At 65.5% G+C, this 20,303-nt stretch carries 20 protein-coding genes, 1 tRNA gene and 1 pseudogene; 8 read left to right on the top strand and 14 right to left on the bottom strand.

Going from position 1 to position 20,303, the window contains the following annotated elements:
- Positions 1-50: 50 nt before the first annotated feature.
- Complete coding sequence (locus HMPREF2886_RS12440; protein ID WP_070747451.1) at positions 51-533, top strand: hypothetical protein; 483 nt, start codon at positions 51-53, stop codon at positions 531-533.
- A gap of 1 nt (position 534) precedes the next feature.
- Here the strand turns inward: HMPREF2886_RS12440 and HMPREF2886_RS12435 are convergent, their stop codons facing one another.
- Entirely contained in the window at positions 535-960 is a 426-nt protein-coding gene (locus tag HMPREF2886_RS12435; RefSeq protein WP_033970013.1) for a YybH family protein, read from the bottom strand.
- A gap of 227 nt (positions 961-1,187) precedes the next feature.
- On the opposite strand from HMPREF2886_RS12435, the gene HMPREF2886_RS12430 reads away from it, so the two are divergent.
- The gene (locus tag HMPREF2886_RS12430) at positions 1,188-1,955 is read left to right on the top strand and encodes a class I SAM-dependent methyltransferase (RefSeq protein ID WP_070747448.1); all 768 of its coding nucleotides are present in this window, start codon (positions 1,188-1,190) and stop codon (positions 1,953-1,955) included.
- Here HMPREF2886_RS12430 and HMPREF2886_RS12425 read toward each other — a convergent pair.
- Positions 1,952-3,130, bottom strand: a complete 1,179-nt coding sequence (locus tag HMPREF2886_RS12425) for a BaiN/RdsA family NAD(P)/FAD-dependent oxidoreductase (RefSeq protein ID WP_057387816.1) — start codon at positions 3,128-3,130, stop codon at positions 1,952-1,954. The two genes, HMPREF2886_RS12430 and HMPREF2886_RS12425, sit on opposite strands and share 4 nt — an antisense overlap.
- Positions 3,131-3,242: 112 nt before the next feature.
- On the opposite strand from HMPREF2886_RS12425, the gene HMPREF2886_RS12420 reads away from it, so the two are divergent.
- Both HMPREF2886_RS12420 and HMPREF2886_RS12415 read left to right on the top strand, forming a co-directional pair.
- A complete protein-coding gene (locus HMPREF2886_RS12420; protein WP_003084971.1) occupies positions 3,243-3,731 on the top strand; it encodes a M48 metallopeptidase family protein in 489 nt (162 codons plus the stop codon).
- Between the two features lie 25 nt (positions 3,732-3,756).
- Positions 3,757-4,911, top strand: a complete 1,155-nt coding sequence (locus tag HMPREF2886_RS12415) for a hypothetical protein (protein WP_058017994.1) — start codon at positions 3,757-3,759, stop codon at positions 4,909-4,911.
- A 1-nt stretch (position 4,912) separates the two neighbouring features.
- Here the strand turns inward: HMPREF2886_RS12415 and HMPREF2886_RS12410 are convergent, their stop codons facing one another.
- The 3 genes from HMPREF2886_RS12410 to HMPREF2886_RS12400 all read right to left on the bottom strand — a co-directional run bounded on the left by HMPREF2886_RS12410 (position 4,913) and on the right by HMPREF2886_RS12400 (position 7,158).
- Complete coding sequence (locus HMPREF2886_RS12410; protein ID WP_033977995.1) at positions 4,913-5,587, bottom strand: HAD family hydrolase; 675 nt, start codon at positions 5,585-5,587, stop codon at positions 4,913-4,915.
- A 128-nt stretch (positions 5,588-5,715) separates the two neighbouring features.
- Positions 5,716-6,069, bottom strand: a complete 354-nt coding sequence (locus tag HMPREF2886_RS12405) for a DUF805 domain-containing protein (RefSeq protein WP_003084974.1) — start codon at positions 6,067-6,069, stop codon at positions 5,716-5,718.
- Positions 6,070-6,246: 177 nt separating this feature from the next.
- Positions 6,247-7,158: a cupin domain-containing protein gene (locus HMPREF2886_RS12400; protein WP_070747446.1), complete on the bottom strand. Its 912-nt coding sequence runs from the start codon at positions 7,156-7,158 to the stop codon at positions 6,247-6,249.
- Positions 7,159-7,275: 117 nt separating this feature from the next.
- Here HMPREF2886_RS12400 and HMPREF2886_RS12395 point away from each other — a divergent pair, with 117 nt between their 5' ends.
- The gene (locus tag HMPREF2886_RS12395; protein WP_003084980.1) at positions 7,276-7,614 is read left to right on the top strand and encodes a carboxymuconolactone decarboxylase family protein; all 339 of its coding nucleotides are present in this window, start codon (positions 7,276-7,278) and stop codon (positions 7,612-7,614) included.
- Here HMPREF2886_RS12395 and HMPREF2886_RS12390 read toward each other — a convergent pair.
- Complete coding sequence (locus HMPREF2886_RS12390; protein ID WP_033977993.1) at positions 7,604-8,119, bottom strand: hypothetical protein; 516 nt, start codon at positions 8,117-8,119, stop codon at positions 7,604-7,606. The two genes, HMPREF2886_RS12395 and HMPREF2886_RS12390, sit on opposite strands and share 11 nt — an antisense overlap.
- A 187-nt stretch (positions 8,120-8,306) precedes the next feature.
- Between HMPREF2886_RS12390 and HMPREF2886_RS12385 the strand changes: the two genes are divergently transcribed.
- Positions 8,307-8,465: a YqaE/Pmp3 family membrane protein gene (locus tag HMPREF2886_RS12385; RefSeq protein ID WP_003084988.1), complete on the top strand. Its 159-nt coding sequence runs from the start codon at positions 8,307-8,309 to the stop codon at positions 8,463-8,465.
- 9 nt (positions 8,466-8,474) lie between these two features.
- Here HMPREF2886_RS12385 and HMPREF2886_RS12380 read toward each other — a convergent pair whose 3' ends face one another.
- The 5 genes from HMPREF2886_RS12380 to impA all read right to left on the bottom strand — a co-directional run bounded on the left by HMPREF2886_RS12380 (position 8,475) and on the right by impA (position 13,360).
- Complete coding sequence (locus HMPREF2886_RS12380; protein ID WP_033970002.1) at positions 8,475-8,933, bottom strand: DUF6985 domain-containing protein; 459 nt, start codon at positions 8,931-8,933, stop codon at positions 8,475-8,477.
- Between the two features lie 15 nt (positions 8,934-8,948).
- Complete coding sequence (locus HMPREF2886_RS12375; RefSeq protein ID WP_033970001.1) at positions 8,949-9,419, bottom strand: hypothetical protein; 471 nt, start codon at positions 9,417-9,419, stop codon at positions 8,949-8,951.
- A gap of 13 nt (positions 9,420-9,432) precedes the next feature.
- Entirely contained in the window at positions 9,433-9,780 is a 348-nt protein-coding gene (locus HMPREF2886_RS12370; protein WP_033969999.1) for an SMI1/KNR4 family protein, read from the bottom strand.
- Positions 9,770-10,384 (bottom strand): DMP19 family protein, encoded by a 615-nt coding sequence (locus HMPREF2886_RS12365; protein WP_033969998.1) that lies wholly within the window; start codon positions 10,382-10,384, stop codon positions 9,770-9,772. Before HMPREF2886_RS12365 ends, HMPREF2886_RS12370 begins: the two co-directional genes overlap by 11 nt.
- A 204-nt stretch (positions 10,385-10,588) precedes the next feature.
- Entirely contained in the window at positions 10,589-13,360 is a 2,772-nt protein-coding gene (gene impA, locus HMPREF2886_RS12360; protein ID WP_083318549.1) for an ImpA family metalloprotease, read from the bottom strand.
- A gap of 99 nt (positions 13,361-13,459) precedes the next feature.
- Between impA and HMPREF2886_RS34610 the strand changes: the two genes are divergently transcribed.
- Positions 13,460-13,603 carry a hypothetical protein gene (locus HMPREF2886_RS34610; RefSeq protein WP_160330143.1) on the top strand — a complete coding sequence of 48 codons (144 nt, stop codon included), beginning with the start codon at positions 13,460-13,462 and terminating at the stop codon, positions 13,601-13,603.
- A gap of 429 nt (positions 13,604-14,032) precedes the next feature.
- Positions 14,033-14,311, top strand: a pseudogene (locus HMPREF2886_RS12355) (type II toxin-antitoxin system HipA family toxin); the annotation flags it as partial.
- A 129-nt stretch (positions 14,312-14,440) separates the two neighbouring features.
- On the opposite strand, the gene HMPREF2886_RS12350 reads toward HMPREF2886_RS12355, so the two are convergent.
- The 3 genes from HMPREF2886_RS12350 to rpoD all read right to left on the bottom strand — a co-directional run bounded on the left by HMPREF2886_RS12350 (position 14,441) and on the right by rpoD (position 20,231).
- Positions 14,441-14,517: transfer RNA gene (locus HMPREF2886_RS12350), tRNA-Ile, on the bottom strand.
- A gap of 16 nt (positions 14,518-14,533) precedes the next feature.
- Positions 14,534-18,271 (bottom strand): EAL domain-containing protein, encoded by a 3,738-nt coding sequence (locus HMPREF2886_RS12345; RefSeq protein WP_070747440.1) that lies wholly within the window; start codon positions 18,269-18,271, stop codon positions 14,534-14,536.
- 106 nt (positions 18,272-18,377) lie between these two features.
- Positions 18,378-20,231: an RNA polymerase sigma factor RpoD gene (gene rpoD, locus HMPREF2886_RS12340; RefSeq protein WP_003085035.1), complete on the bottom strand. Its 1,854-nt coding sequence runs from the start codon at positions 20,229-20,231 to the stop codon at positions 18,378-18,380.
- Between the last annotated feature and the right edge of the window lie 72 nt (positions 20,232-20,303).

Genomic DNA, 20,303 nt, shown 5'->3' with positions numbered 1-20,303 from the left:
GGGAGCCCCGCTGGTCGGGGGCTCTTGCACATCCGCCCCGGGGAAATCCGATGTGCCGCTGGCTCCTGACCCTGCCGTTCCTGCTGCTGGCCGGTTGTGCTGGTCTGCACGCGCCGTCCCGCGACGTCGAGGAGGCCGCGTCGCCGAGCGTAGCGCGCGATCCCGCCGATCCGCAGGATTGCCTGGCGCGCAGCGACTGCACGACCAAGACTTCGCGCACCCTGCTGTTCGTCTTCGACTATGCAGAGGCCGGCGGCGAACTGGTGGTGCGCGACGGTCGCCGACTGGAAACCCCGCCGGCGCCGCAACGCTCCACCTGGCCGGCGTTGCGCATCCAACTGGCCGAGCCGGTCAACGGTCGCTTCGAGTTCGAGAGCCCCTGCCTGCGCAAGAGCGGCAAGGGCTGCCGCTACAGCCAGGCTACGCTGCTGAGGGTCTACCGCAGCTACCTGGCCGGCAAGCCTTGCTCGCTGCTCAGCCCACGCGCAGTGAAACGCTGCGTCGACCCGGCGGCGACCGCCGCGCGGCGCTGAGTCAGGGCTGCAGGTCGAACAGCGCCTTGCCGTCCATGTCGAACGGCGCCGAGAAATGCTCGTGGATCACTTTCCAGCCGTCGCCTTGCTTGCGGTAGCCGGCGCTGACCCGCATCCACGAGGAGTGCGGCTGGCCGTCCGGGCCGGTGCCGCCGCAGTGGCAGAGGTAGTGGGCGAAGGCGACCTGCGGCTCGGCATGGATCTGCAGTTCGGCGATATCGAAGGTCATCGGTCCTTTGCACATCTCGGTGCAGGCCTGCCAGTGCTTCTGGTAGGCGTCGCGCCCCTTGAATTGCAATTGCAGGATGGCGTCGAAGGCGACGATGTCCTCCGCGTAGTACGAGACGATGCGCGGAACATCGCTGGCGCGGACGGCGGCTCGCCAGTCTTCGATCAATTGGCGGATGGCGCTGACTTCGCTGCTCATGGCTGACTCCTGGTTGTGGCGGGGACACCGGCGTGTGCCGGGATGCTTTACCCTGGTCGTCGGGTGGGCCTTCGGATCGACAATAGCCTCTTCCCCGAAAGGTCCACGAAGCCCCTGACCAATGGCTGCGAGGCACGCCACGCAAGGCTTCGAACCTTTCGTCGGGAATTCGAGGGAAAACCGCTGTGCTATACCTCGGGCTTTCCCTGCCGCCCAGGAGGTCCCTCATGTCGTCCGTACACAGCGCCGCCCAGCAAGGTTTCAGCGCCGAGGCCCAGCGTTACGCCCAGGGCCGGCCCGAGTATCCGGAAGCGCTCTCCGACTGGTTGCGCGATGCCCTTGGCCTGCGTCCGCAGACCGTCGCGGTGGATCTCGGCGCCGGTACCGGCAAGTTCACCCGCCTGCTGGCCCGTACCGGCGCGCGGGTGGTCGCGGTGGAACCGGTGGATGCGATGCGCGCCCAGCTCGCCGAAGCCTTGCCGCAGGTCCAGGCGCTGGCCGGTAGCGCCCAGTCGATTCCGCTGGCCAACGGCTTCGCCGACGCCCTGGTATGCGCACAGGCCTTCCATTGGTTCGCCACCGTGGAGGCGCTGGAGGAAATGCGCCGCGTGCTGACGGCGGAAGGCAGGCTGGGGCTGGTGTGGAACGTGCGTGACGAGTCGCTGGACTGGGTCGCCGAGATCACCCGCATCATCACCCCCTACGAAGGCGATGCGCCGCGTTTCTACAAGGGCGACTGGCGTCGGCCGTTCGAGCGCGCGCCCTTCGGACCGCTGCGATTGTCCACCTTCACCTACGAGCATGTCGGCCCGCCGGAGCAGGTGATCGTCTCGCGCTTCCTTTCGGTGAGCTTCATCGCCGCCTTGCCGGAGACGGAAAAGAACGCCGTGGCGGCGCAATTGCGCGAGCTGGTCGCCAGCCACCCGGCGCTCAAGGGGAAGGAGCAGGTAGCGCTGCCCTATCGCACCGAGGCCTATCTGGCCGAGGCGCGCTAGGCGTACTGTCCCGCCGCATAACCCGAGGCCCAGGCCCACTGGAAGTTGAAGCCGCCGAGGTGGCCGCTGACGTCCAGTACTTCGCCGACGAAATACAGCCCCGGCGAGCGCTGCGACTCCATGGTCTTCGACGACACTTCGTCGGTGCTCACCCCACCCAGGGTCACTTCCGCGGTGCGGTAGCCCTCGGTGCCCGAGGGCGTGACCCGCCAGGCCGAAAGCTGCCCGGCGAGACCCGCCAGTTCGGTCGGGGTGTACTGTTTCATCGGCTTGGAGACGAACCAGCGGTCGGCCAGCAGTCCGGCGAGCTTCTTGGTGAACAACTCGGCGAGCAGGGTCTTCAGCTCGCTGTTGGGACGCTCGCGCTGTTGCTGCGCCAGCCATTCGCTGGCGTCGTGGTCCGGCAGCAGGTCGATTTCCAGGGTATCGCCCGGTTGCCAGTAGGAGGAAATCTGCAACATCGCCGGGCCGCTGAGGCCGCGATGGGTGAACAGCAGGTTCTCGCGGAACACCTGGCCGTTGCAGCTCACCCGGCAATCCACCGAGGTGCCGGAAAGCTCGGCGCACAGCTCCTTCAGTTGGTCGGTGATGGTGAACGGCACCAGCCCGGCGCGGGTCGGCAGCACCTCGTGGCCGAACTGACGCGCCACCTGGTAGCCGAAACCGCTGGCGCCGAGGGTCGGGATCGACAGGCCGCCGCTGGCGATCACCAGCGACTCGCAGCGCATCTCGCCGGCGCTGGTACGCAGGCGGTAGCCGGCGTCGTCGCGGGCGATCTCTTCGATCGAGGTGTCCAGCAGGATTTCCGCTCCGGCCTCGGCGCATTCGCGCAGCAGCATCTCGAGGATGTCGCTGGACTTGTTGTCGCAGAACAGCTGGCCGAGTTTCTTCTCGTGGTAGGGCACCTGGTGCTTGGCCACCAGGCCGATGAAGTCCCACTGGGTGTAGCGGGCCAGCGCCGACTTGCAGAAGTGCGGGTTGCGCGAAAGGAAGTTGGCCGGCTCGGTGTACAGGTTGGTGAAATTGCAGCGCCCGCCACCGGACATGAGGATCTTCTTGCCGGCCTTGTTGGCGTGGTCGAGCACCCGCACGCGGCGCCCGCGTCCGGCCGCCGTCATCGCACACATCAGCCCGGCCGCCCCGGCGCCAACGATCAGCACATCTGTACTTGCCACTGTCCCACCCCGCTCATCGGAAACGGCGCGCATCTTACCCGAAGCGCCGGCCGGCCGCCGGAGCTCCCGACGCGGTACACTGGGCGTTTTCCGCGAACCGCCGGACCCGCGCATGATCCCCCTCAAGTACCTCCAGGCTTATCCCGCATCGCTGCAGGACCAGGTTCGCCAGCTGATCGCCGAGAACCGCCTGGGCGAGTACCTCGAGCGCCGCTACCCGGGGCGTCACGATGTGCAGAGCGACAAGGCGCTGTACGCCTACACCATGAACCTCAAGCAGGAACACCTGCGCAACGCGCCGGGCCTGGACAAGGTGCTCTACGACAACAAGCTCGACGTGGTCCAGCGTGCCCTCGGCCTGCACACCGCGATCTCGCGGGTGCAGGGCGGCAAGCTCAAGGCGAAGAAGGAAATCCGCGTGGCTTCCCTGTTCAAGGACGCGGCCCCGGAGTTCCTGCGGATGATCGTCGTCCACGAACTCGCCCACCTGAAGGAAAGCGAGCACAACAAGGCGTTCTACCAGCTCTGCCAGTACATGCTGCCGGACTACCACCAACTTGAGTTCGACCTGCGGGTGTACCTGACCTGGAAGAGTCTCTAGCGGCTGTTACAAGGATGAACTCTCGATGGGAAGCGCTTCGCAACGTTCGGTGCAGGATCTGTATGAGGACGTGGGGGAACACTACCGGATCTTTATCCGGGCGCCATTCTTTCAATTGCTGAAACACAGGGACTACTGGGTTCCCCTGCTGTATTTCTTCTTCGTGTTGATCACGATGTTCTGGGACTTGTATTGCCACTCCGGACAGTACCTCTACGAAGCCAGGAGTCTGCTCCCTTTCTATCTGTTCCCCTTTCTGATCGCTGCGCTACGGATAGGCGATATCGTCGTCGATACGCGCTGTCGCAATGTGGAGAACCTGGGAGGCTTCGAGCGCTCCGCCGAGAGCAGTCGCTACGTCCAGCTTTCCCTCTACGAACGGCAATGGTTCCGGCTGCGGTACCGGGCCTATGGCGGTAACCTCCGCTGCCTGGCTGGCGATCTGGTGGAGAACTGGCGCCTCTGGAAGGAGGTGAATTCGAAGGCCGCGAAGGATATCGACGGCGCAGTGATGCTGCGATTCTTTCTGCCTCCCCGGGACCTTGCTCGTCTGGTCACGCTGTTGGCTGCGCTCATTGCGGTCATCGCCACGCTCATCATTACCCTGGGGGCTGACAGGCAGGGCTATTTCGAGTTTGTCGACAACCTGCCAGCCTATCTGAAACTGTATTGGGGCGTCGTTTTCATCATTGCCTTCAGCGGTCCATACATGATCTTCCTGGGGATGCAGGCGCGCCTGGTACTGCGCGCAATGATCGACGCATTGTCCATTTCCCAACCAAGCGACAAGCTGTTCTATCAATTCATCCAGCGGCTCATATGGGCGGACGGAGTGAAACCGGCGAACCCCAGTGCCAACAGCAGGGTGCTACGGGCGGTCGACTCCATGGTCGACTTCTTCTACGAGGAGTGGAGAAGCGCCATCGGCAAGCTTGTGCTGTGGCTCGTTGCCCTGCTTGCGCTGCTTCTTTGCACGCTTTTGCATTGCCTGCTCCGAGTCTTTTCCTCGGCGAGAACGTTGGGAGAGGCGCTGATGCGGATTCTCTTGGCTGTTCTGGGGGGCGTTTGCCGGATAGTCGCGGCGATCCAGCGCTTGAATCTTGCCGTGCCCTTCCACTGGACCTTCTTCGTGCTGACGGGAACGGGAGCCTTGTTCGCAACCCTCTGCGGGCAGCCCTGACTCAGACTGTCCGGCGCAGGCGCGCCACCGTCTCCGGCAGTTCGCGCATGTGCTCGACGATGGCGATGGCGCCCAGCTCGCGCAGTACCTCGGCGTGCCCGGCGGGAATGTGCCCGGCGCCGACGAAGCCGATCACCCGCATCCCCGCGGCGAGGGCGGCGCGGGTGCCGGTGCTGCTGTCTTCCACCACCAGGCAACGCTCGGGGGCGACGCCGAGCAGGCTGGCGGCGTGCAGGTAGACGTCGGGCGCGGGCTTGGGCAGGGCGACCATATCGGCGCTGGCCAGGCGTTCGCCGATCAGTTCTGTCAGTCCGGCGCGCGCCAGCGAGCGCTCCAGGCTGTGGCGACGGCTATTGGAGGCCACCGCGACGGGCAGGTCCAGGGCCAGCAGCGCCTCGCGTGCGCCGGGAATGGGTTGGACCTGGGCGACCATTTCCTCGCTGCGCTGGCGCACCTCACGGTTGAAGCTGTCGGGGATGCGCAGGCCGAAGTGCTTCTCGACGCGATCGAGGATGTCGCGGCTGGTCAGGCCGAAGGTGCCTTCCAGCAGGCGCTGCAGCTCCTCCAGCGGCGCGTAGGCGCCGAGCGCCTCGTACATCACGCGCTCGGCGATGACCTCGCTGTCGACCAGGACGCCGTCGCAGTCGGAAATCAGTGCGTCGATGGGATGGGGCATGGGCTACCTCGCTGCGGGCGTTGGCGCAGGGCGCCGGAGTGGGAGCGAGGCATTCTAACCCCGGTCAGGGGCGGGAAGGGAAACAGGGAGAGGGAGAACGCCGGGCCGTGCGGCCCGGCGGGAAGGAATCAGGCGATGCCTTTCGGGTTCTGGCCGTACTGGTTCTGGCCGGCGTCGCTGTCCTTGGCCAGCAGGTAGATCAGGTACAGGCCGACGATCGGGATCAGCGCGATCAGCATCCACCAGCCGCTCTTGTTGATGTCGTGCAGACGCCGGGCGGTGACGCCCAGGGCCGGCAGCAGCACGGCGAGCGAGTAGAGATTGGCGATCGGCAGGAGCTTTTCACTGATCAGGCCGAGCACGACGCTCAGCGCGACGGAGATGATGATGTTCACCAGGGTGAACATCCAGTATTCCTTGCGACGGGCACGCCCGTTGAAGTCGAAGTAGTGTTCCTTCACGCATTTCAGAAACCATTCCATGTTTGCCTCCTGGGCGTACTGGTAAAGCGGGAGAGTGGGTGCCGCGACAAGTACCCCCGCGCCTCCTTGCCGGGAAAGCACAGTGTAGCCGTACTGTCAGTGAATTCGTACAGGATGTTGCGAAAATCATTCGCTTTGCATAGCACCGGATCGCCGAAATGTGCGCCGGTAGCGCTTTCAGCGAGCGGAGTTGGCCTGGCGGCGGAAACGGCCCGGCGATTCGCCGAAGGCCTGGCGGAAATTGCGGGAAAACGCCGCCTCCGACTGGTAGCCGGTCTCGGCGGCGATATCCAGCAGGCTCTTCTGCGTTTGTCGCAGCAGGCCGCGGGCCTTTTCCATGCGGATGCGGGTCAGCAGGTTCCACGGCGAGGTCCCGCCGAGGGCGGAGAAGGCGCGGACGAAACTGGCCCGCGACATCGCCGCCTGCTGGGCAAGCTGTTCCAGGGTCCAGGCATGCTCCGGGCGCTCCAGCATGGCCCGCAGGGCTCGTCCCAGGCGGGCGTCGCCCAGCAGGCCGAACAGGCCGTCGCCCAGCGGTTGGCGGTCCAGGTAGGCGCGCAGGGCCAGGGCGAACAGCGCGGTGGCCAGCGCGTCGATGATCGAGCGGGCGCCGCTGCGGGTGCTCTCGGCTTCCTCGCGCATCAGCCCGATCAGCGCGCGCAGGGGCTGCTGGGTCGACTCGTCCATATGCACCAGCAGGCGCTCGGGGAGTGCGCCGAACAGGCTGGCGCCGGCGTGATAGCGGTAGCTGCCGCAGAGCATGTCGAGGGCTTCTCCGGGACCGTTCAACTGGTACAGCGGGATGCTGCCGCGGTGCTCCACGGTGGGGTCGCAGGGTTGCGCCGGGCTGTCGCTGCGCAGCAGGTGTGGGGTGCCGCGTGGCAACAGGAGCAGGTCGCCGGGATGCAGGTCGAGGCGACCACCATCGAGGAATTCGCAATAGCAGGTGCCGGCCATGACGATATGGAAGGTCGCCTCGCCGGGCACCGCTTGCGGGTGCTCCAGCGCCCAGCTGCCCTGTAGCTGGCAGCGCTGGTCGAGGCGGCCCTGCAGGTTGGCGAGCTGGATGAGCCGGTCGAGTGGGTCCATGGGATGAGCCGATCAGGTCGAAAGTAGAGACGCATGGGCAGGCGGCGCGGTCCAGACTGGTCGAGACTGGTAACCCGACGCGCCACTCCCGGCGCGAAAGCAACGGAGAATATCACCATGCTGAACAACTGGACCGAGTTCGTCCCCGCCGTGAAAAAAGCCTTCGGTGCCCTGGGCAAGCAACATCCGAAGATGCTCGCCGCCTATGGCGCGCTGGAGGAGGCCAGCGCCGAGGGCGCCCTGGATGCCAAGACCCGCGAACTGATCTCCATCGCCGTGGCCATTACCACCCGTTGCGACGGTTGCATCGGCGTACACACCGAGGCCGCGCTGAAGGCCGGCGCCAGCGAGGCGGAAATCGCCCAGACCCTGGCCACCGCCATCTCCCTGAATGCCGGCGCCGCCTACGTCTATTCGCTGCGCGCGCTGGAAGCCTACGACCAGTTCAAAAAGTGAGGCCGTACAGGCGCTGCAGGTAGAACAGCAACCCCAGCCAGGCCACCAGGGCCAGCCAGCCCAGCCCCAGCAGGCCCTTGCGCAGCAGCGTCGAGGGCCTGCCGTGGAGCAGGTCGGCCAGGCTCAGCACGCCGCCGAGCAGCAGCAGACCGAGCAGCGCCTGGGTGTATTGGGCGAAACTCGGCGACAACGCCTCGTCGCCGTGGGCGGCATAGTTGTACAGGTTCCAGGCGCAGATCAGCGCCGCCGGCAGCAGCGCCAGCAGCGCGCCGAGCCAGCGCCCGCGGACATGCAGGAGGAAGCCCGCGAGCAGGCCGACCAGCCCGGTACCCAGCGGTAGCAGCGCCAGGCCCTGGCTGAGGTAGACCAGGTCGACGCCGTCGGCGAGCGCCATCGGGGTGACGAAACGGTAGCTGCCGCTGGCGCAGAGCAGCACCGAAAGCAGCAACAGGGCGTAGCCCGGCAGGTACGGCCAGAAGGCGGGACGCGAGGGCAGGTCGGACATGGATGTTCCTTGAGGGTTGGCCGCTCGCATGAGCGTGGGCACAAGCGTACCGCTGCGCGTGACAGGCGGCGAGTGCCGTTGCGGTTGAACCCTCCGCGAATGGCGGGAGTCAGTCATAGGGTGACGCGAAAAAACGCCGGCTCACGCGCCGGACACCGTATCGACCCTGGACCAAGGAGTTCCGTTCATGGACCTGATCCGCATCCTCATCGCCATCCTCCTGCCGCCGCTGGGCGTGTTCCTGCAAGTCGGCTTCGGCGGCGCCTTCTGGCTGAACATCCTGCTCACCCTGCTCGGCTACATTCCGGGCATCGTCCACGCGGTGTACATCATCGCCAAGCGTTGAGGCTCCTGCTCAGGCGTAGTTCCATGGTTCCTTCGCGGTGAAGTCCCGCCACGGGTCTTCGCCGTGGAAGGGGCCGACGTAGAGCACCTCGCCGCCCCGTATGATCCATTCCATACCGTGTTCGCGGTCCCATTCGCAGTTCAGCGACAGGTGGATCACCGCTTCGTCGCCCTGTTCCGGGTCGGGCACGATCAACTCGCCCGGCTCGATCCGTTCCAGCACCGCGCGCGCCGGCGCGACTGTCTCCGCAGACTCGCCCAGCCGCTCCAGGCGCGCGGCGCGGTAGCGCAGGCTGGCGGCACAAAGCCGCTCGATCACGGCGTCATCCAGTTCGTCGAGGGCTCGGGCGCAGCGCCAGGCGTAGGCGTCGTCGGCCTCGTTCTCGATGAACAGGCTGATGTAGCGCCGGTACAGGCGCCAATACACTTCGCCCATGTTCGCATCGTCCAGGTTGCGGATCAGTTCCATGCGCGGTCTCCCTGTTCAGCAGCGTTCGGTGAGGGGAATGCCACGGCCGTCGCCGAAGCCATCGTGTACGTGCAGCCACAGCGGGATCGGCCAGGCCCAGCCGCCGGCCTTCCACCAGCACTCGGCGAACCAGGCTTTCAGCGTATCGGCGAGCAGATCGACGCCGCCGAAGCCGTCGGCGAAATAGGCTTCGTCGAAATCCGGGGCATGTCCCAGGCCGAGCGCCAGGTCCAGCGCCTTGCCGGGAAACAGGCGCGGGTCGCTGGCGTCTACCCGGTTGCTGGCGCCACTCAGGTACAGCCACGCTTCCGCTGCGTCGCGTCCGTCCTCGCCGAGGAACAGTTGGATCTCGCCGTCGCGCAGTCCTTCCTCCAGGGGTTGCCGGAGCAGCTCGCGCAGGCGCTGGATCACGCCCGGCGCGGCGCGTTGCAGGTCGCGGCGGTAGCGCTCGCGGAATTGTTCGGGGCTGAGGCCGAAAGGAATCATGGGCGTTTCTCCGTCATTCGGGGAGGCAGGGCCCGGCTTCCAGCCAGGCCTCCAGGTTGGGTGCCAGGGGTTCGAAGCAGTCCGGCGTCATCGCGCCATGGTCGACCAGGAACAGCGCCTGGCGGTGGCCGCCCAGCGCCATCATCACGGCGCGACCGCCGCTGTCGTCGCCTATGGCCAGGTAGCCGGGGCAGTAGAGAGAGGTCTCGAAGGTCCGGTTGCGTTCCAGCAACTCGTCGGCGGCGTAGAGCAGCAGGCCCGGCTCGACGAGACGACCGCCGTGCTGCTCCAGCGCGGCGACGAAGGCAGCCGGCAACGGTCGTCCGAGCCAGGCTTCGAGGGCATCCAATTCAGGCTTCATCGGTTTCGTCCTGGGCGAACAATGCATGACGGCGGGCATGGGCCAGCAGGCGTTCGCCAAGCGCATCGGCCAGGGCGTAGAAGCGCGTGTCCAGCGCATCCAGGGCCGCTTCGCAGTTGCGGTCGGGTTCATCGGCCCAGGTCGGCATGCGCAACTGGCGTTCGGCCTGGGAGACTGGCACCGGAGCGTCGCCGAACAGCAGGGCGGCGGCTCGCTCCAGCAGGGCCAGGGCGTCCTCCGCCTCCAATTCGCGCAGGCCCGCGCGTGCCGCCTGGTAGTGGTCGCCGGAGGAGTTGCCGAAGTACTGGTCGAAGCCGCCGTTGTGCACTTCGCCGCTGAGCACGCTTACCGCGTAGTAGGTCCGCTCGGCCGGCGACAGCCCGGCGAATCCCTCGCGGCCGTCGTAGACGCGATTCACCAGTGCGCTCCAGTACAGCGTCTGCGGACTCGCCAGGTAGCGCCGTCGGTCCTCATGGAAACGCTTGCCATCCTCGATGTTCTGCCGGTAGCCGCCCTTGCAAGGCATGCACAGTCCGTCGTTCCTCGCCGCCGTGGTCGGGAGGATGAGATGGCCGCAGGCGCGACAGGGAAGGCGGTCGGTCATGAGCGGTCCTTGCTGGTGGAAGGGGCTCATTATTGCGCAGGTGGGTGGCAGGTAGGGCGGGAGTGGGATTTCGGCCTTGCATACCGGAAGCACGGCATTGCTCGCGGGCACGGCCGAACCCCTGTCCCTTCAGGAAGAAGGCGGCGCGAGGTCTGGCTCGGAGCCAGCGCCACCGCGCCGCGCCAGTCCCCCTTTATCTACGGCTCAGGGAAACGGCCACGCCGGCGACCCCTGGCTCATGTCCAGAAGCTTCACCGTGCTGTATTCGTTGGTCCGGTTGTTGGCATAGAAGAACGCCGGCTGCTCGGCGAAACCGTAGGCCGCCACCTGCGCCTGGGCCGTGGCCGAGGTGCGGATGCCCCACAGCGCGAAGGTCGGCCGCTGGTCGCGCTGGGTCAGCCAGGACAGGCCGATCAGCAGGTTGTCGTTGCCGTCGGTGCTGCTGGCGTCGCCGCTGTTGCCCGGGCGCTGCGCGTAGCTGGCGTAGCCGAGAGCGGCCTTGTTGGCGTCCCAGTCGGACTTGTCCACCTGGCGCTGGTGCAGGTAGAGCAGGGTCCAGATGTCCCAACCCTGCAGCGGATCGTTCTTCAGGTCGGCCCAGTAGTGCACCCACTGGGTATAGAAGGCCATCCGCTCGCCATTCAGCGCGTAGGTGCCCGGGTCTTCCCACAGGCGCTTGTATACGCCTGCCAGCGGATCGGACTCGGCGCGCCCGGCGACGATCAGGTCGTAGGCGTTGCGGTAGTTGACCCGCGTATCGTCCAGGTTCTGCCCGAACTCGCGGAGCACGCGCCAGTCCTTGTGCAACGGGAAGATCTGGTTGGAGATCTCGCCCGAGCGTCCACCGTAGACCTTCAGTCGATTCACTTGCAGGTTGTGGCCCAGCTCATGGCTTTCGCCCCAGCCACGCGGGTTCAGACCCCAGGTCTGGTCGTAGGGGTTGCCGCTGCAACCGCCGCCGCACTGGGCGTACTGGTCGACGTTGATGTGCTGGGTGCCGGGCAGCTTGTGCAGGGTCTCGCTGTCGCAGTCCCAGCCGCGCGCCGCGCATTCCTGCTGGATTGCCGGAGTCTTCGCCTGGTTGGGAATGGCGAAGCCGGCCAGGGTGTAGGCGTCGTCGATGAACACCTCGTTCAACTCACGGATGAAGCGCTGGACGTCGCCGCCATAGTCCTTGTCGATCGAGCCACGGACCTTCTCCACCTTGGCGTGGACCTCCACCGAGCCGCTGCGGATCTCCAGCCAGTCGGCCTTGTCGGCGTCCAGCGCCTGGATGAAGTCGGCAATCGCCTGGCTGCTGTCCTCGCCCGGCTGGATGTCGAGGAACGGTTGGCTGGCCGCACCGGTTACCTTGACGGTTACCGTCTGTCCCGGCGTGGCGCCGCTGTAGACCAGTTGCAACAGGCCGCCGTAGGGCGATACCAGCGCCACCGACTGGTTTGCCTGGAGCTTGATGTCCGGACTCTTGAGGAAGCGCGGGCGGTCATACTGGCGGGTATTCCACAGCCGCGTCGAGCCGATGCGCTGGGTGTTCAGCCCGACCGCCAGGCTGGCCTGGCCAGCGTCTTCGATGCGGATGCTCAGGCGCTTGCCCGGCGCCGCCATGCGGCCGATGGCGGTGAAACCCTGGGCCGCCGGCAAGGTGAGGGTCAGGGTTTCCTCCGAGCCCGACACCGGCATCGACTGTTGGCGCTGGCCGGCGTAGCTGCCCAGCTCCTTCTGCGCCGCGCCGGCCTCGCGCACGTAGCCGACGATGGCGTCAGCGACGAAGGTTTCCTGGAAGCGCGCCGTGTCGGCGGCCTTGTCCATCGGGTAGCGGATGTTCTGCCGCACCGCGTCGGCCCACAGCAGCCAGAGCCGCAGCGAGGTGGTGCCGGGCAGGGCGAAGAGGTTCTGCGCCTTCTGGTTGTAGGCGTCGAGGGTGCCTTTCAGTACATCGACGCGCTTGCTGAAGTCGCTCAGTCCCGGCACGTCGTCGCAGGTGGTGCGACCGACGTAGGAGGTGCATTTCGACCAGTCGTAGTCCGTGCGCCAGCTACCGTCGACGATCTGCTGCACCAGCGCCGGATCCTGGCCGTAGGTGCTGCCCAGTTCGACCGAACGTGCACGGGTGCGGCTGGATGGCACCGTGTCCTTGTCCCAGTAGTTGCCGCCGTAGGGGCCTTCCTGCAGGCCCAGGCCGGCGAGGATCTGCTGGCCGGTGCTGCTCTGGTTCCAGCCACTGGTGTGCACGAAGAGGATCGGCAGCCCGGCCTGTAGCCGTGCGCGCACCGTGGCGCTCAGGCTAGCGGCGCTGGCGCCGTTGCCCAGTACCAGCAATTTGCTTGCGCTGGCGCAACTGGCGTCGGTCAGCGCGTTGCAGGCGGCGTCCGCCGGTTGCAGGCCGGCGCTCTTCAGGCCGTTGAGGGTGGCGGTCTTGTCCACCCCGACCACGCTGACCTTGAAGTCCTTCGCAGTGGCCGCGTCCGGGTCACCGTTCACCAGCCACTGCACCGCCCGCTTCAGCAGCGGCGCGTGGGCGGCATTGGTCCCGTTCAACTGGGTGAGTACGTTGGTGCCATAGGCCAGCCCGCGGCCGCCGGCCTCCAGGCTCAGGCTGGCGAGCACGCGGCCCTTGTCGCCGATAAGGAAGGGCAGGGTGTTGTCCGGGTTGGCTGGCACTATCCATTGGCTGGAGGCACCGGGGTCGTAAGCTTGGCTGAGGTTCTGGTAGAGACCGTCGAGCAACTGGGTGCGGGTCTGGCGGATGCGCTCGACCTGCTGCTGCAGGCGCAGGGCGACCAGGTGACTGTCGGTCAGTTGCGAGGAATCCCCGCTGATCAGTGCAGCATCGAGGATTTCTTCCTGGGTGGCTGCCTGGGCGGACAGCGCGCCCGCCAGGCAGAAACCGGCCAGCAACGCTCGGTGGCGTGGGATGGGTGAGCGACTCATGTTCTCTCCTTGCAGTGAGGGAAATGCAGTGGTGGACAGGCTCACAACTGGCGCTATCGGCCCGTGCAGGGCGGCATCTTGTTATGGGTGCGCCGGGTATCGCGTCGAACAGGGAATGGGCCTCGGACAATGCCGGAAATACGCATGGGCGATCCGCTGCATCGAACGAGTCAAGGCGAGAGGAACATGTTGGGAAAGGCGGAAAAACTATCTGTTCTGGTTGTTTTTGAACTGCGTCTGGTTATTTTGATTTTATTTTTACCGATTGTTCTAGGCGCTCTGGAATAGGCGCTCCAGCGTTTCCTGTGACGAAACGATCCAGACTTTGGTTAGGGTTCTTGGAAAATACCGAGGATGTATTTCCAGAGCTGTCGATAGAGTTGGAAGTTGCAGTTTCATGAAGGTTTGGGTACTTCGAAGTTACCGCGTTGGCGATGGAGTCGATATCGTCCGGTAGTGCCTTCGGAAGTGCCTGATAAGTGCCTTCTCACGCTCAGGCGGCGAGCAGAGCCGCCACGTCCACCGGATTCCGCTCCGCCAGCGCCAGTTCGCCTTCGCCGAAACTTGCGATGCTGCCGCCGCCACCCTGCTATTGATCGCGCAGTGGGGGGCGATTCATACCAAAGCCTGTGACCTGCAGCACGGCTCGCCGGTGCAACGGTAGAGACCTATCGGCAGGTGCTGGAAAGCTGCCGCCGGCACAGCTGCGAATTGCTCCTGGCACCGGCCTACGACATCGTCAACACCACGGCTTATATCCCGCAAGATGTACTGGCGCTGGATGTCGTAGGCAACAAGACCCTCTTTGCCTCGCGACAGGGGCTGCTGGAGTTCGCCCAGGTCTGCGATGTAGCTCGGCCAAAAGAAGTGATCCGCGAGCAGTTGCAAACACTGGAGCGGCCGTTGGCCCGCTCGACTGAGCTGAGCGAGCAGGCCCCGCATGTGGTCGCGGCAACCAGGCAATGTGCCGTTCCGTTTATGCAGACGTTTGGCTAGCGCACTCGGAAAGATCAGCGAGCTGACCACGCTCGAAAACGCGGTAAGGGGAGATGGCCAGCTGCTGGAAGGCACTCGGGGCGGGACAGACCAAAAAGCTTGAAGCCGCGCAGTGCGCGGCTTTGAAGGTGGTGGGCCCACACGGACTCGAACCGTGGACCAAAGGATTATGAGTCCTCTGCTCTAACCGACTGAGCTATAGGCCCCCAGAAGGTCGGCGGATTATACCGGCGCTTCTCGGGGAGCGCCAATCGGCTGGCGCGGTTTGAGGAATTTGCTGGCGAACAGCTCGGCGGGCAGCGGCGGACTGAGGACGAAGCCTTGGATCTGCTCGCAGCCTTCGTGGGTGAGGAAGCTCTGCTGGCCTTCGGTTTCCACGCCTTCGGCGATCACCGTGAGCTGCATGCTGCGGCCGAGGGCGATGATGGCGCGGGTGATGGCGGCATCGTGGGGATCGTCGGGGAGGCCGCGGATGAACGACTTGTCGATCTTCAGGATGTCCAGCGGCAGGCGCTTGAGGTAGCTGAGCGAGGAGTAGCCGGTGCCGAAGTCGTCGATCGCCAGTTGTACGCCGAGACGCTTGAGGCCGTGGAGGACGGCGAGGGCCTCCTCGGTCTGGTTCATGATGAAGCTCTCGGTGATTTCCAGTTGCAGCCGCGACGGTTCCAGGCCGGACTGCTCCAGCAGTTGCTCGAGGCGTTCGATCAGTTGCGGCTGGCCGAGCTGGGCGCCGGCGAGGTTGACCGACAGCGGGCCGAACGGCGCGTGCAGCTTTTGCCATTCGCCCATCTGCTGGCAGGCGTGTTCCAGCACCCAGTCGCCAAGGGGCAGGATCAGGCCGCAATCCTCGGCGAGAGGGATGAAGCGCTCCGGGGAAATTTCCCCGAACAGCGGATGGTACCAGCGCACCAGCGCCTCGGCGCCGACCAGCAGGCCGCTCTCCAGGCTCAGCTTGGGTTGGTAGTAGAGCTGCAACTCGTCGCGCTCGAGGGCGCGGCGCAGTTCGGTTTCCAGCGCCATGCGCTCGGTGGCCAGGTAGGTCAGTTCGCGGGTGTAGTACTCGACGCGGCTGCGGCCCCGCGACTTGGCGCGGTACATGGCGGCGTCGGCGTTCTTCACCAGGGTCGGGGCGTCGTCGCCGTCCTTGGGGAACAGGGCGATGCCGACGCTGGCGCTGACGAAGAATTCATGACCGTCGGCCTGGAACGGCGCGGTGAAGGCATTCAGCAGCTTGCGCGCAACGTGCTCGGCGTCGCTTTCCTGGTGCAGGCCGGGGAGCAGGATGATGAATTCGTCGCCCCCCAGGCGGGCCACGGTATCGACGTCGCGCAACTGGTCGCGCAGGCGTTCGGCGATGGCCTTGAGCAGCAGGTCGCCGATGGGATGGCCGAGGCTGTCGTTGATGTGCTTGAAGCGGTCCAGGTCGATGAACAGCACGGCGCCGGGACGGCTCTCTTCGCGGGCCTCGTCGAGGGCGTGATTGAGCCGGCTTTCGAACAGCAGGCGATTGGGCAGGCCGGTGAGCGGATCGTGGTGGGCCTGGTAGTCGAGCCGGGCCTGGGCGTACTTGAGGGTGGAGATATCGGCGAAGACGCCGACGAAGTGGGTGATCTCGCCCTGCGGATTGTGTACCGCGCTGATGGTCAGCCATTCGGGGTACAGCTCGCCGGTCTTGCGTCGGTTCCAGATCTCGCCCTGCCAGTGCCCGTCGCGTTCCAGCTGGTTCCACATGGCGAGGTAGAAGCTGGAGTCGTGTTGTCCGGAGGAGAGCAGGCTGGGCGAGCGTCCCAGCGCCTCCTGCTCGCTGTAGCCGGTGATCTCGCTGAAGGCGCGGTTGACCGCGGTGATGCGTTGGCGGGTATCGGTGATCATCACGCCTTCGGCGGTGCTTTCGAAGACGGTGGCGGCCTGCTGCAGCTTCTCCTGCATGAGCTGGCGCTCGGTGATATCGCGGGCGATGGTCAGCACGCAGTCCTCGCCATCGATGCTGATCCGGTGGGCGGACATCTCGCACTGGCGGATACCGCCGTTGCGGTCCCGTACAGGGGCGGTGAAGCCCTGGGTCAGGGTGTGGTGGCGTACCAGCGAGATCAGGCGCTTGCGGTCCTCGGTGTCGACCCACAGGCCGAGTTCGAGCGTGGAGCGGGAGATGACCTCGTCGCGGTGGTAGCCGCTGAGACGGGTGAAGCCTTCGTTCACGTCGATCAGCGTGCCGTCTTCGAGGCGGCTGATCAGCAGACCGTCGGGGTAGGCATGGAAGGCGTTGGCGAACTTCTCCTCGGAGATCCGCAGCAGTTCCTGGGTTTCCACCAGGTGGGTGATGTCGCGGATCACCACCACCAGCGCCGGGGTCTGGTCGAGGGCCACGTGCTGGGCGCTGAGCAGCGCGCTGAAGGTACTGCCATTGCGGCGCCGCAGGGGCACCTCGAGGTTGGTCAGGTTGCCGTGGCCGAGTTTTTCCAGGACCTGCGGGCCCAGGCCGGGGAGTCCCCAGATGTCCAGCTCGGTGGCGGTCTTGCCGATGGCGTCGTCGGCGGCGATGCCGATCTGCTGCTCGAAGGTACTGTTCACCGCGAGGAAGCGGCCGTCGGCGCCGTTGGCCAGTACCACCATGTCCGGGCAGTGGTGGAACACCGAAGCGAACTTCTGTTCGGACAGGCGCATGGCCTGCTCGGTGAGCTTGGCCTCGGTGATGTCGATCATCAGACCGCGCAGGAGCAGGTCCCGGCCTTGCGTGATCGGGGTGACCAGATCGCGAATCCAGACCACCCGGCCGTCGGCGGCGAGCATCCGGTAGTCGAAGCTGTGGTCGCGTCCGGCCTGGCTTTCGCTCATGCAGTAGTGGATGGCGTACTCGGCGTCCATGGGGTGCAGGGTCCGCTGCCAGAAGCCCGGCTGCAGCCATTCGCCGAGGGGATAGCCGAGCAGGCGTTCGGCGTGGGGCGAGACGTAGGTGAAGCGGTTCTCCTCGAGGCGCATTTCCCAGGCGATGGCATTCAGGCTTTCCACCAGTCCCCGGTAGTGCTGTTCGCTGTCGCGCAATTCGCGTTCCAATTGCCGCCGTCGACTCACCTCGCGGCGCAGGCGGCGGTTCATGGCCAGCAGTATGGCGACCGAGACCAGGATCAGCAGGACGATGGGAAGGCCGTAGGTCGCCATCTCGCGCCAGGCCGGACGTCGGTCGAGCAGGCCGCCGACCCAGGGGGCCTGGAGTTGCTCGATCTCCTCGGCGCTGAGGTCGGCGAGGACCTTGTCGACGATCCCGGCGAGGATCGGTTGTCCGCGCGGCACGGCCATCGCCAGTTGGTAGCGGTATGGCATCTCGCCGCTGATCTCCAGGCCGTTGAGCTTGAGCTGGCGGAGGTTCCATACGCTGGAGGCGAAGTCGCCGACGAAGGCGTCGGCCTGGCCGGTGGCCAGCGTCTGCAGGGCTGCTGCTACCGAAGGCAGAGGCAGCAGGGTGAGGTCGGGATGCTGGGCGATCAGCAGCTCGTGAGGAGCATAGTGGTCGACCACTGCGACCTTGAGCCCGTAGAGCTCGTCGATGCGCTTCGGCATCGGGCCGTTCTTGCGTGCCAGGATGATGATCGGGAAGTCCAGGTAGGGACGGGTGAAGCTCAGGTATTCCTGGCGCTCCGGGGTAGCCATGATGCCGGGCAGCAGGTCCAGCCGACCGTCCTTGGCCTGCTCCAGGACCTGCGTCCAGGTCTTCGGTTCGACAGGCGTCAGGTTGACGCTCAGGCGCTCCTGCAGCAGGCCGACGTAGCCGGCGGCGAGTCCCTGGTAGCGGCCCTGTTCGTCGCGGAACTCGAATGGCGGCCAGGAGGTGTCTACGCCCAGGCGGATGCTCGGGTGCTCGGCCAGCCAGGCCCGTTCCTCGGGCGTGAGCGTGAGGGCGCCGGCCAGCCCCGGCCAGCAGCAGGCCAGACACAGGAGAAGCACGGCCTGCAGACGCTGCATGAGGCGGTCTCGCGGTGGACGGGAATATAAGCGGAAGTGTAGACGCCGGGCGGCGGGGCAAGCGGCAAAGAAAAACCCCCGGCTTTTCAGGCCGGGGGTTCGTTCGTCACTCGTCGAGGAAGGAGCGCAGGTGCTCGCTTCGCGACGGATGGCGCAGCTTGCGCAGCGCCTTGGCTTCGATCTGGCGGATCCGCTCGCGGGTCACATCGAACTGCTTGCCGACTTCCTCGAGGGTGTGGTCGGTGTTCATGTCGATGCCGAAGCGCATGCGCAGCACCTTGGCTTCCCGAGCGGTGAGGCCGGCGAGGACTTCGCGGGTGGATTCCTTGAGGCTCTCGCTGGTCGCCATCTCGATCGGCGACTGCATGGTGGAGTCCTCGATGAAATCGCCCAGGTGCGAATCTTCGTCGTCACCGATCGGGGTTTCCATGGAGATCGGCTCTTTGGCGATCTTCAGTACCTTGCGGATCTTGTCCTCAGGCATGTCCATGCGCTCGCCAAGCTCTTCCGGGGTGGGCTCGCGACCCATTTCCTGGAGCATCTGGCGGGAGATGCGGTTGAGCTTGTTGATCGTCTCGATCATGTGCACCGGGATGCGGATGGTGCGTGCCTGGTCGGCGATCGAACGGGTGATCGCCTGGCGAATCCACCAGGTGGCGTAGGTGGAGAACTTGTAGCCGCGACGGTATTCGAACTTGTCCACCGCCTTCATCAGGCCGATGTTGCCTTCCTGGATCAGGTCGAGGAATTGCAGGCCGCGGTTGGTGTACTTCTTGGCGATGGAAATCACCAGGCGCAGGTTGGCCTCGACCATTTCCTTCTTCGCCCGGCGAGCCTTGGCTTCGCCGATCGACATCGCGCGGTTGATTTCCTTGATCTCGGCGACGGTCAGCTCGACCTCGCTTTCCAGGGCCGCCAGCTTCTGCTGGTTGCGCAGGATGTCGTCGCGCAGGCGCTCGATGGCCTCGGCGTACTTCGGCTTGCTCTTCAGGACGCTGTCGACCCACTTCTCGTCGGTCTCGTGGTTCGGGAACAGGCGCAGGAAGTCGGCACGCGGCATGCGTGCGTCACGCACGCAGAGCTGCATGATGGCGCGTTCCTGGGCGCGCACGCCTTCCAGGGCGGAACGCACGCGGGCGACCAGGGCGTCGAACTGCTTGGGCACCAGCTTGATCGGCATGAACAGCTCGGCCAGGCCGGTGAGTTCGGCGGTGGCCTGCTTGCTGCCGCGACCGTGCTTCTTCAGGGCCTTCTTGGCCTTGTCGAGCTGCTCGGAGACCGCGGTGAAACGCAGGCGGGCTTCTTCCGGATCCGGACCGCCGTCGCCTTCGTCGTCGCTGTCACTGCTGTCGTCGCTTTCTTCTTCCTCGTCGTCCTTCTCTTTCGAGTCGGCGGAATCGTCCTTCAGGTTGACCGGCTCCACCTCTTCGGCGGGCAGGCTGCCATCATCGGGATCGATATAGCCGCTGAGGACGTCGGAGAGGCGACCGCCCTCGGCGACGATACGGTTGTAGTCGGCCAGGATGCTGTCCACCGTGCCCGGGAACTGGGCGATGGCGCTCATCACTTCGCGGATGCCTTCCTCGATGCGCTTGGCGATTTCGATCTCGCCTTCGCGGGTCAGCAGTTCCACGGTACCCATTTCACGCATGTACATGCGCACCGGGTCGGTGGTGCGACCGATGTCGCTTTCCACCGCGGCCAGGGCCGCTGCGGCTTCTTCCGCTGCGGCTTCGTCGGTATCCGCCTCGGCCAGCAACAGGGCATCCGCATCCGGGGCTGTCTCGAATACGTTGATCCCCATGTCGTTGATCATGCGGATGATGTCTTCCACCTGTTCCGGATCGGAAATATCCTCCGGCAGGTGGTCGTTGACCTCCGCGTAAGTCAGGTATCCCTGCTCACGGCCTCGGGCGATCAACTCTTTCAGACGAGATTGCTGTTGCGCTTTTCCGGACATAACACCCTATCCACTGAAGGTCTTGGCGGGCAAAAAATAAGCAGAGGATTATACCTGATGCCTGGGCTGAGG

This window comes from Pseudomonas sp. HMSC066A08 (assembly GCF_001813025.1).
Classification (GTDB): Bacteria; Pseudomonadota; Gammaproteobacteria; order Pseudomonadales; family Pseudomonadaceae; genus Pseudomonas; species Pseudomonas aeruginosa.
The sequence above is the reverse complement of the archived record's forward strand: the minus strand, read 5'-3'. Positions and strand labels throughout refer to the sequence as shown.

Coding starts and splice junctions, on each gene's coding strand:
- rpoD (WP_003085035.1), bottom strand. CDS start 20,231: ATGTCCGGAAAAGCGCAACAGCAATCTCGTCTGAAAGAGTTGATCGCC.
- HMPREF2886_RS12430 (WP_070747448.1), top strand. CDS start 1,188: ATGTCGTCCGTACACAGCGCCGCCCAGCAAGGTTTCAGCGCCGAGGCC.
- HMPREF2886_RS12375 (WP_033970001.1), bottom strand. CDS start 9,419: ATGATTCCTTTCGGCCTCAGCCCCGAACAATTCCGCGAGCGCTACCGC.
- HMPREF2886_RS12410 (WP_033977995.1), bottom strand. CDS start 5,587: ATGCCCCATCCCATCGACGCACTGATTTCCGACTGCGACGGCGTCCTG.
- HMPREF2886_RS34610 (WP_160330143.1), top strand. CDS start 13,460: ATGGGCGATCCGCTGCATCGAACGAGTCAAGGCGAGAGGAACATGTTG.
- HMPREF2886_RS12390 (WP_033977993.1), bottom strand. CDS start 8,119: ATGTCCGACCTGCCCTCGCGTCCCGCCTTCTGGCCGTACCTGCCGGGC.
- HMPREF2886_RS12440 (WP_070747451.1), top strand. CDS start 51: ATGTGCCGCTGGCTCCTGACCCTGCCGTTCCTGCTGCTGGCCGGTTGT.
- HMPREF2886_RS12365 (WP_033969998.1), bottom strand. CDS start 10,384: ATGACCGACCGCCTTCCCTGTCGCGCCTGCGGCCATCTCATCCTCCCG.
- HMPREF2886_RS12435 (WP_033970013.1), bottom strand. CDS start 960: ATGAGCAGCGAAGTCAGCGCCATCCGCCAATTGATCGAAGACTGGCGA.
- HMPREF2886_RS12395 (WP_003084980.1), top strand. CDS start 7,276: ATGCTGAACAACTGGACCGAGTTCGTCCCCGCCGTGAAAAAAGCCTTC.
- HMPREF2886_RS12420 (WP_003084971.1), top strand. CDS start 3,243: ATGATCCCCCTCAAGTACCTCCAGGCTTATCCCGCATCGCTGCAGGAC.
- HMPREF2886_RS12405 (WP_003084974.1), bottom strand. CDS start 6,069: ATGGAATGGTTTCTGAAATGCGTGAAGGAACACTACTTCGACTTCAAC.
- HMPREF2886_RS12370 (WP_033969999.1), bottom strand. CDS start 9,780: ATGAAGCCTGAATTGGATGCCCTCGAAGCCTGGCTCGGACGACCGTTG.
- HMPREF2886_RS12415 (WP_058017994.1), top strand. CDS start 3,757: ATGGGAAGCGCTTCGCAACGTTCGGTGCAGGATCTGTATGAGGACGTG.
- HMPREF2886_RS12345 (WP_070747440.1), bottom strand. CDS start 18,271: ATGCAGCGTCTGCAGGCCGTGCTTCTCCTGTGTCTGGCCTGCTGCTGG.
- HMPREF2886_RS12400 (WP_070747446.1), bottom strand. CDS start 7,158: ATGGACCCACTCGACCGGCTCATCCAGCTCGCCAACCTGCAGGGCCGC.
- HMPREF2886_RS12380 (WP_033970002.1), bottom strand. CDS start 8,933: ATGGAACTGATCCGCAACCTGGACGATGCGAACATGGGCGAAGTGTAT.
- HMPREF2886_RS12385 (WP_003084988.1), top strand. CDS start 8,307: ATGGACCTGATCCGCATCCTCATCGCCATCCTCCTGCCGCCGCTGGGC.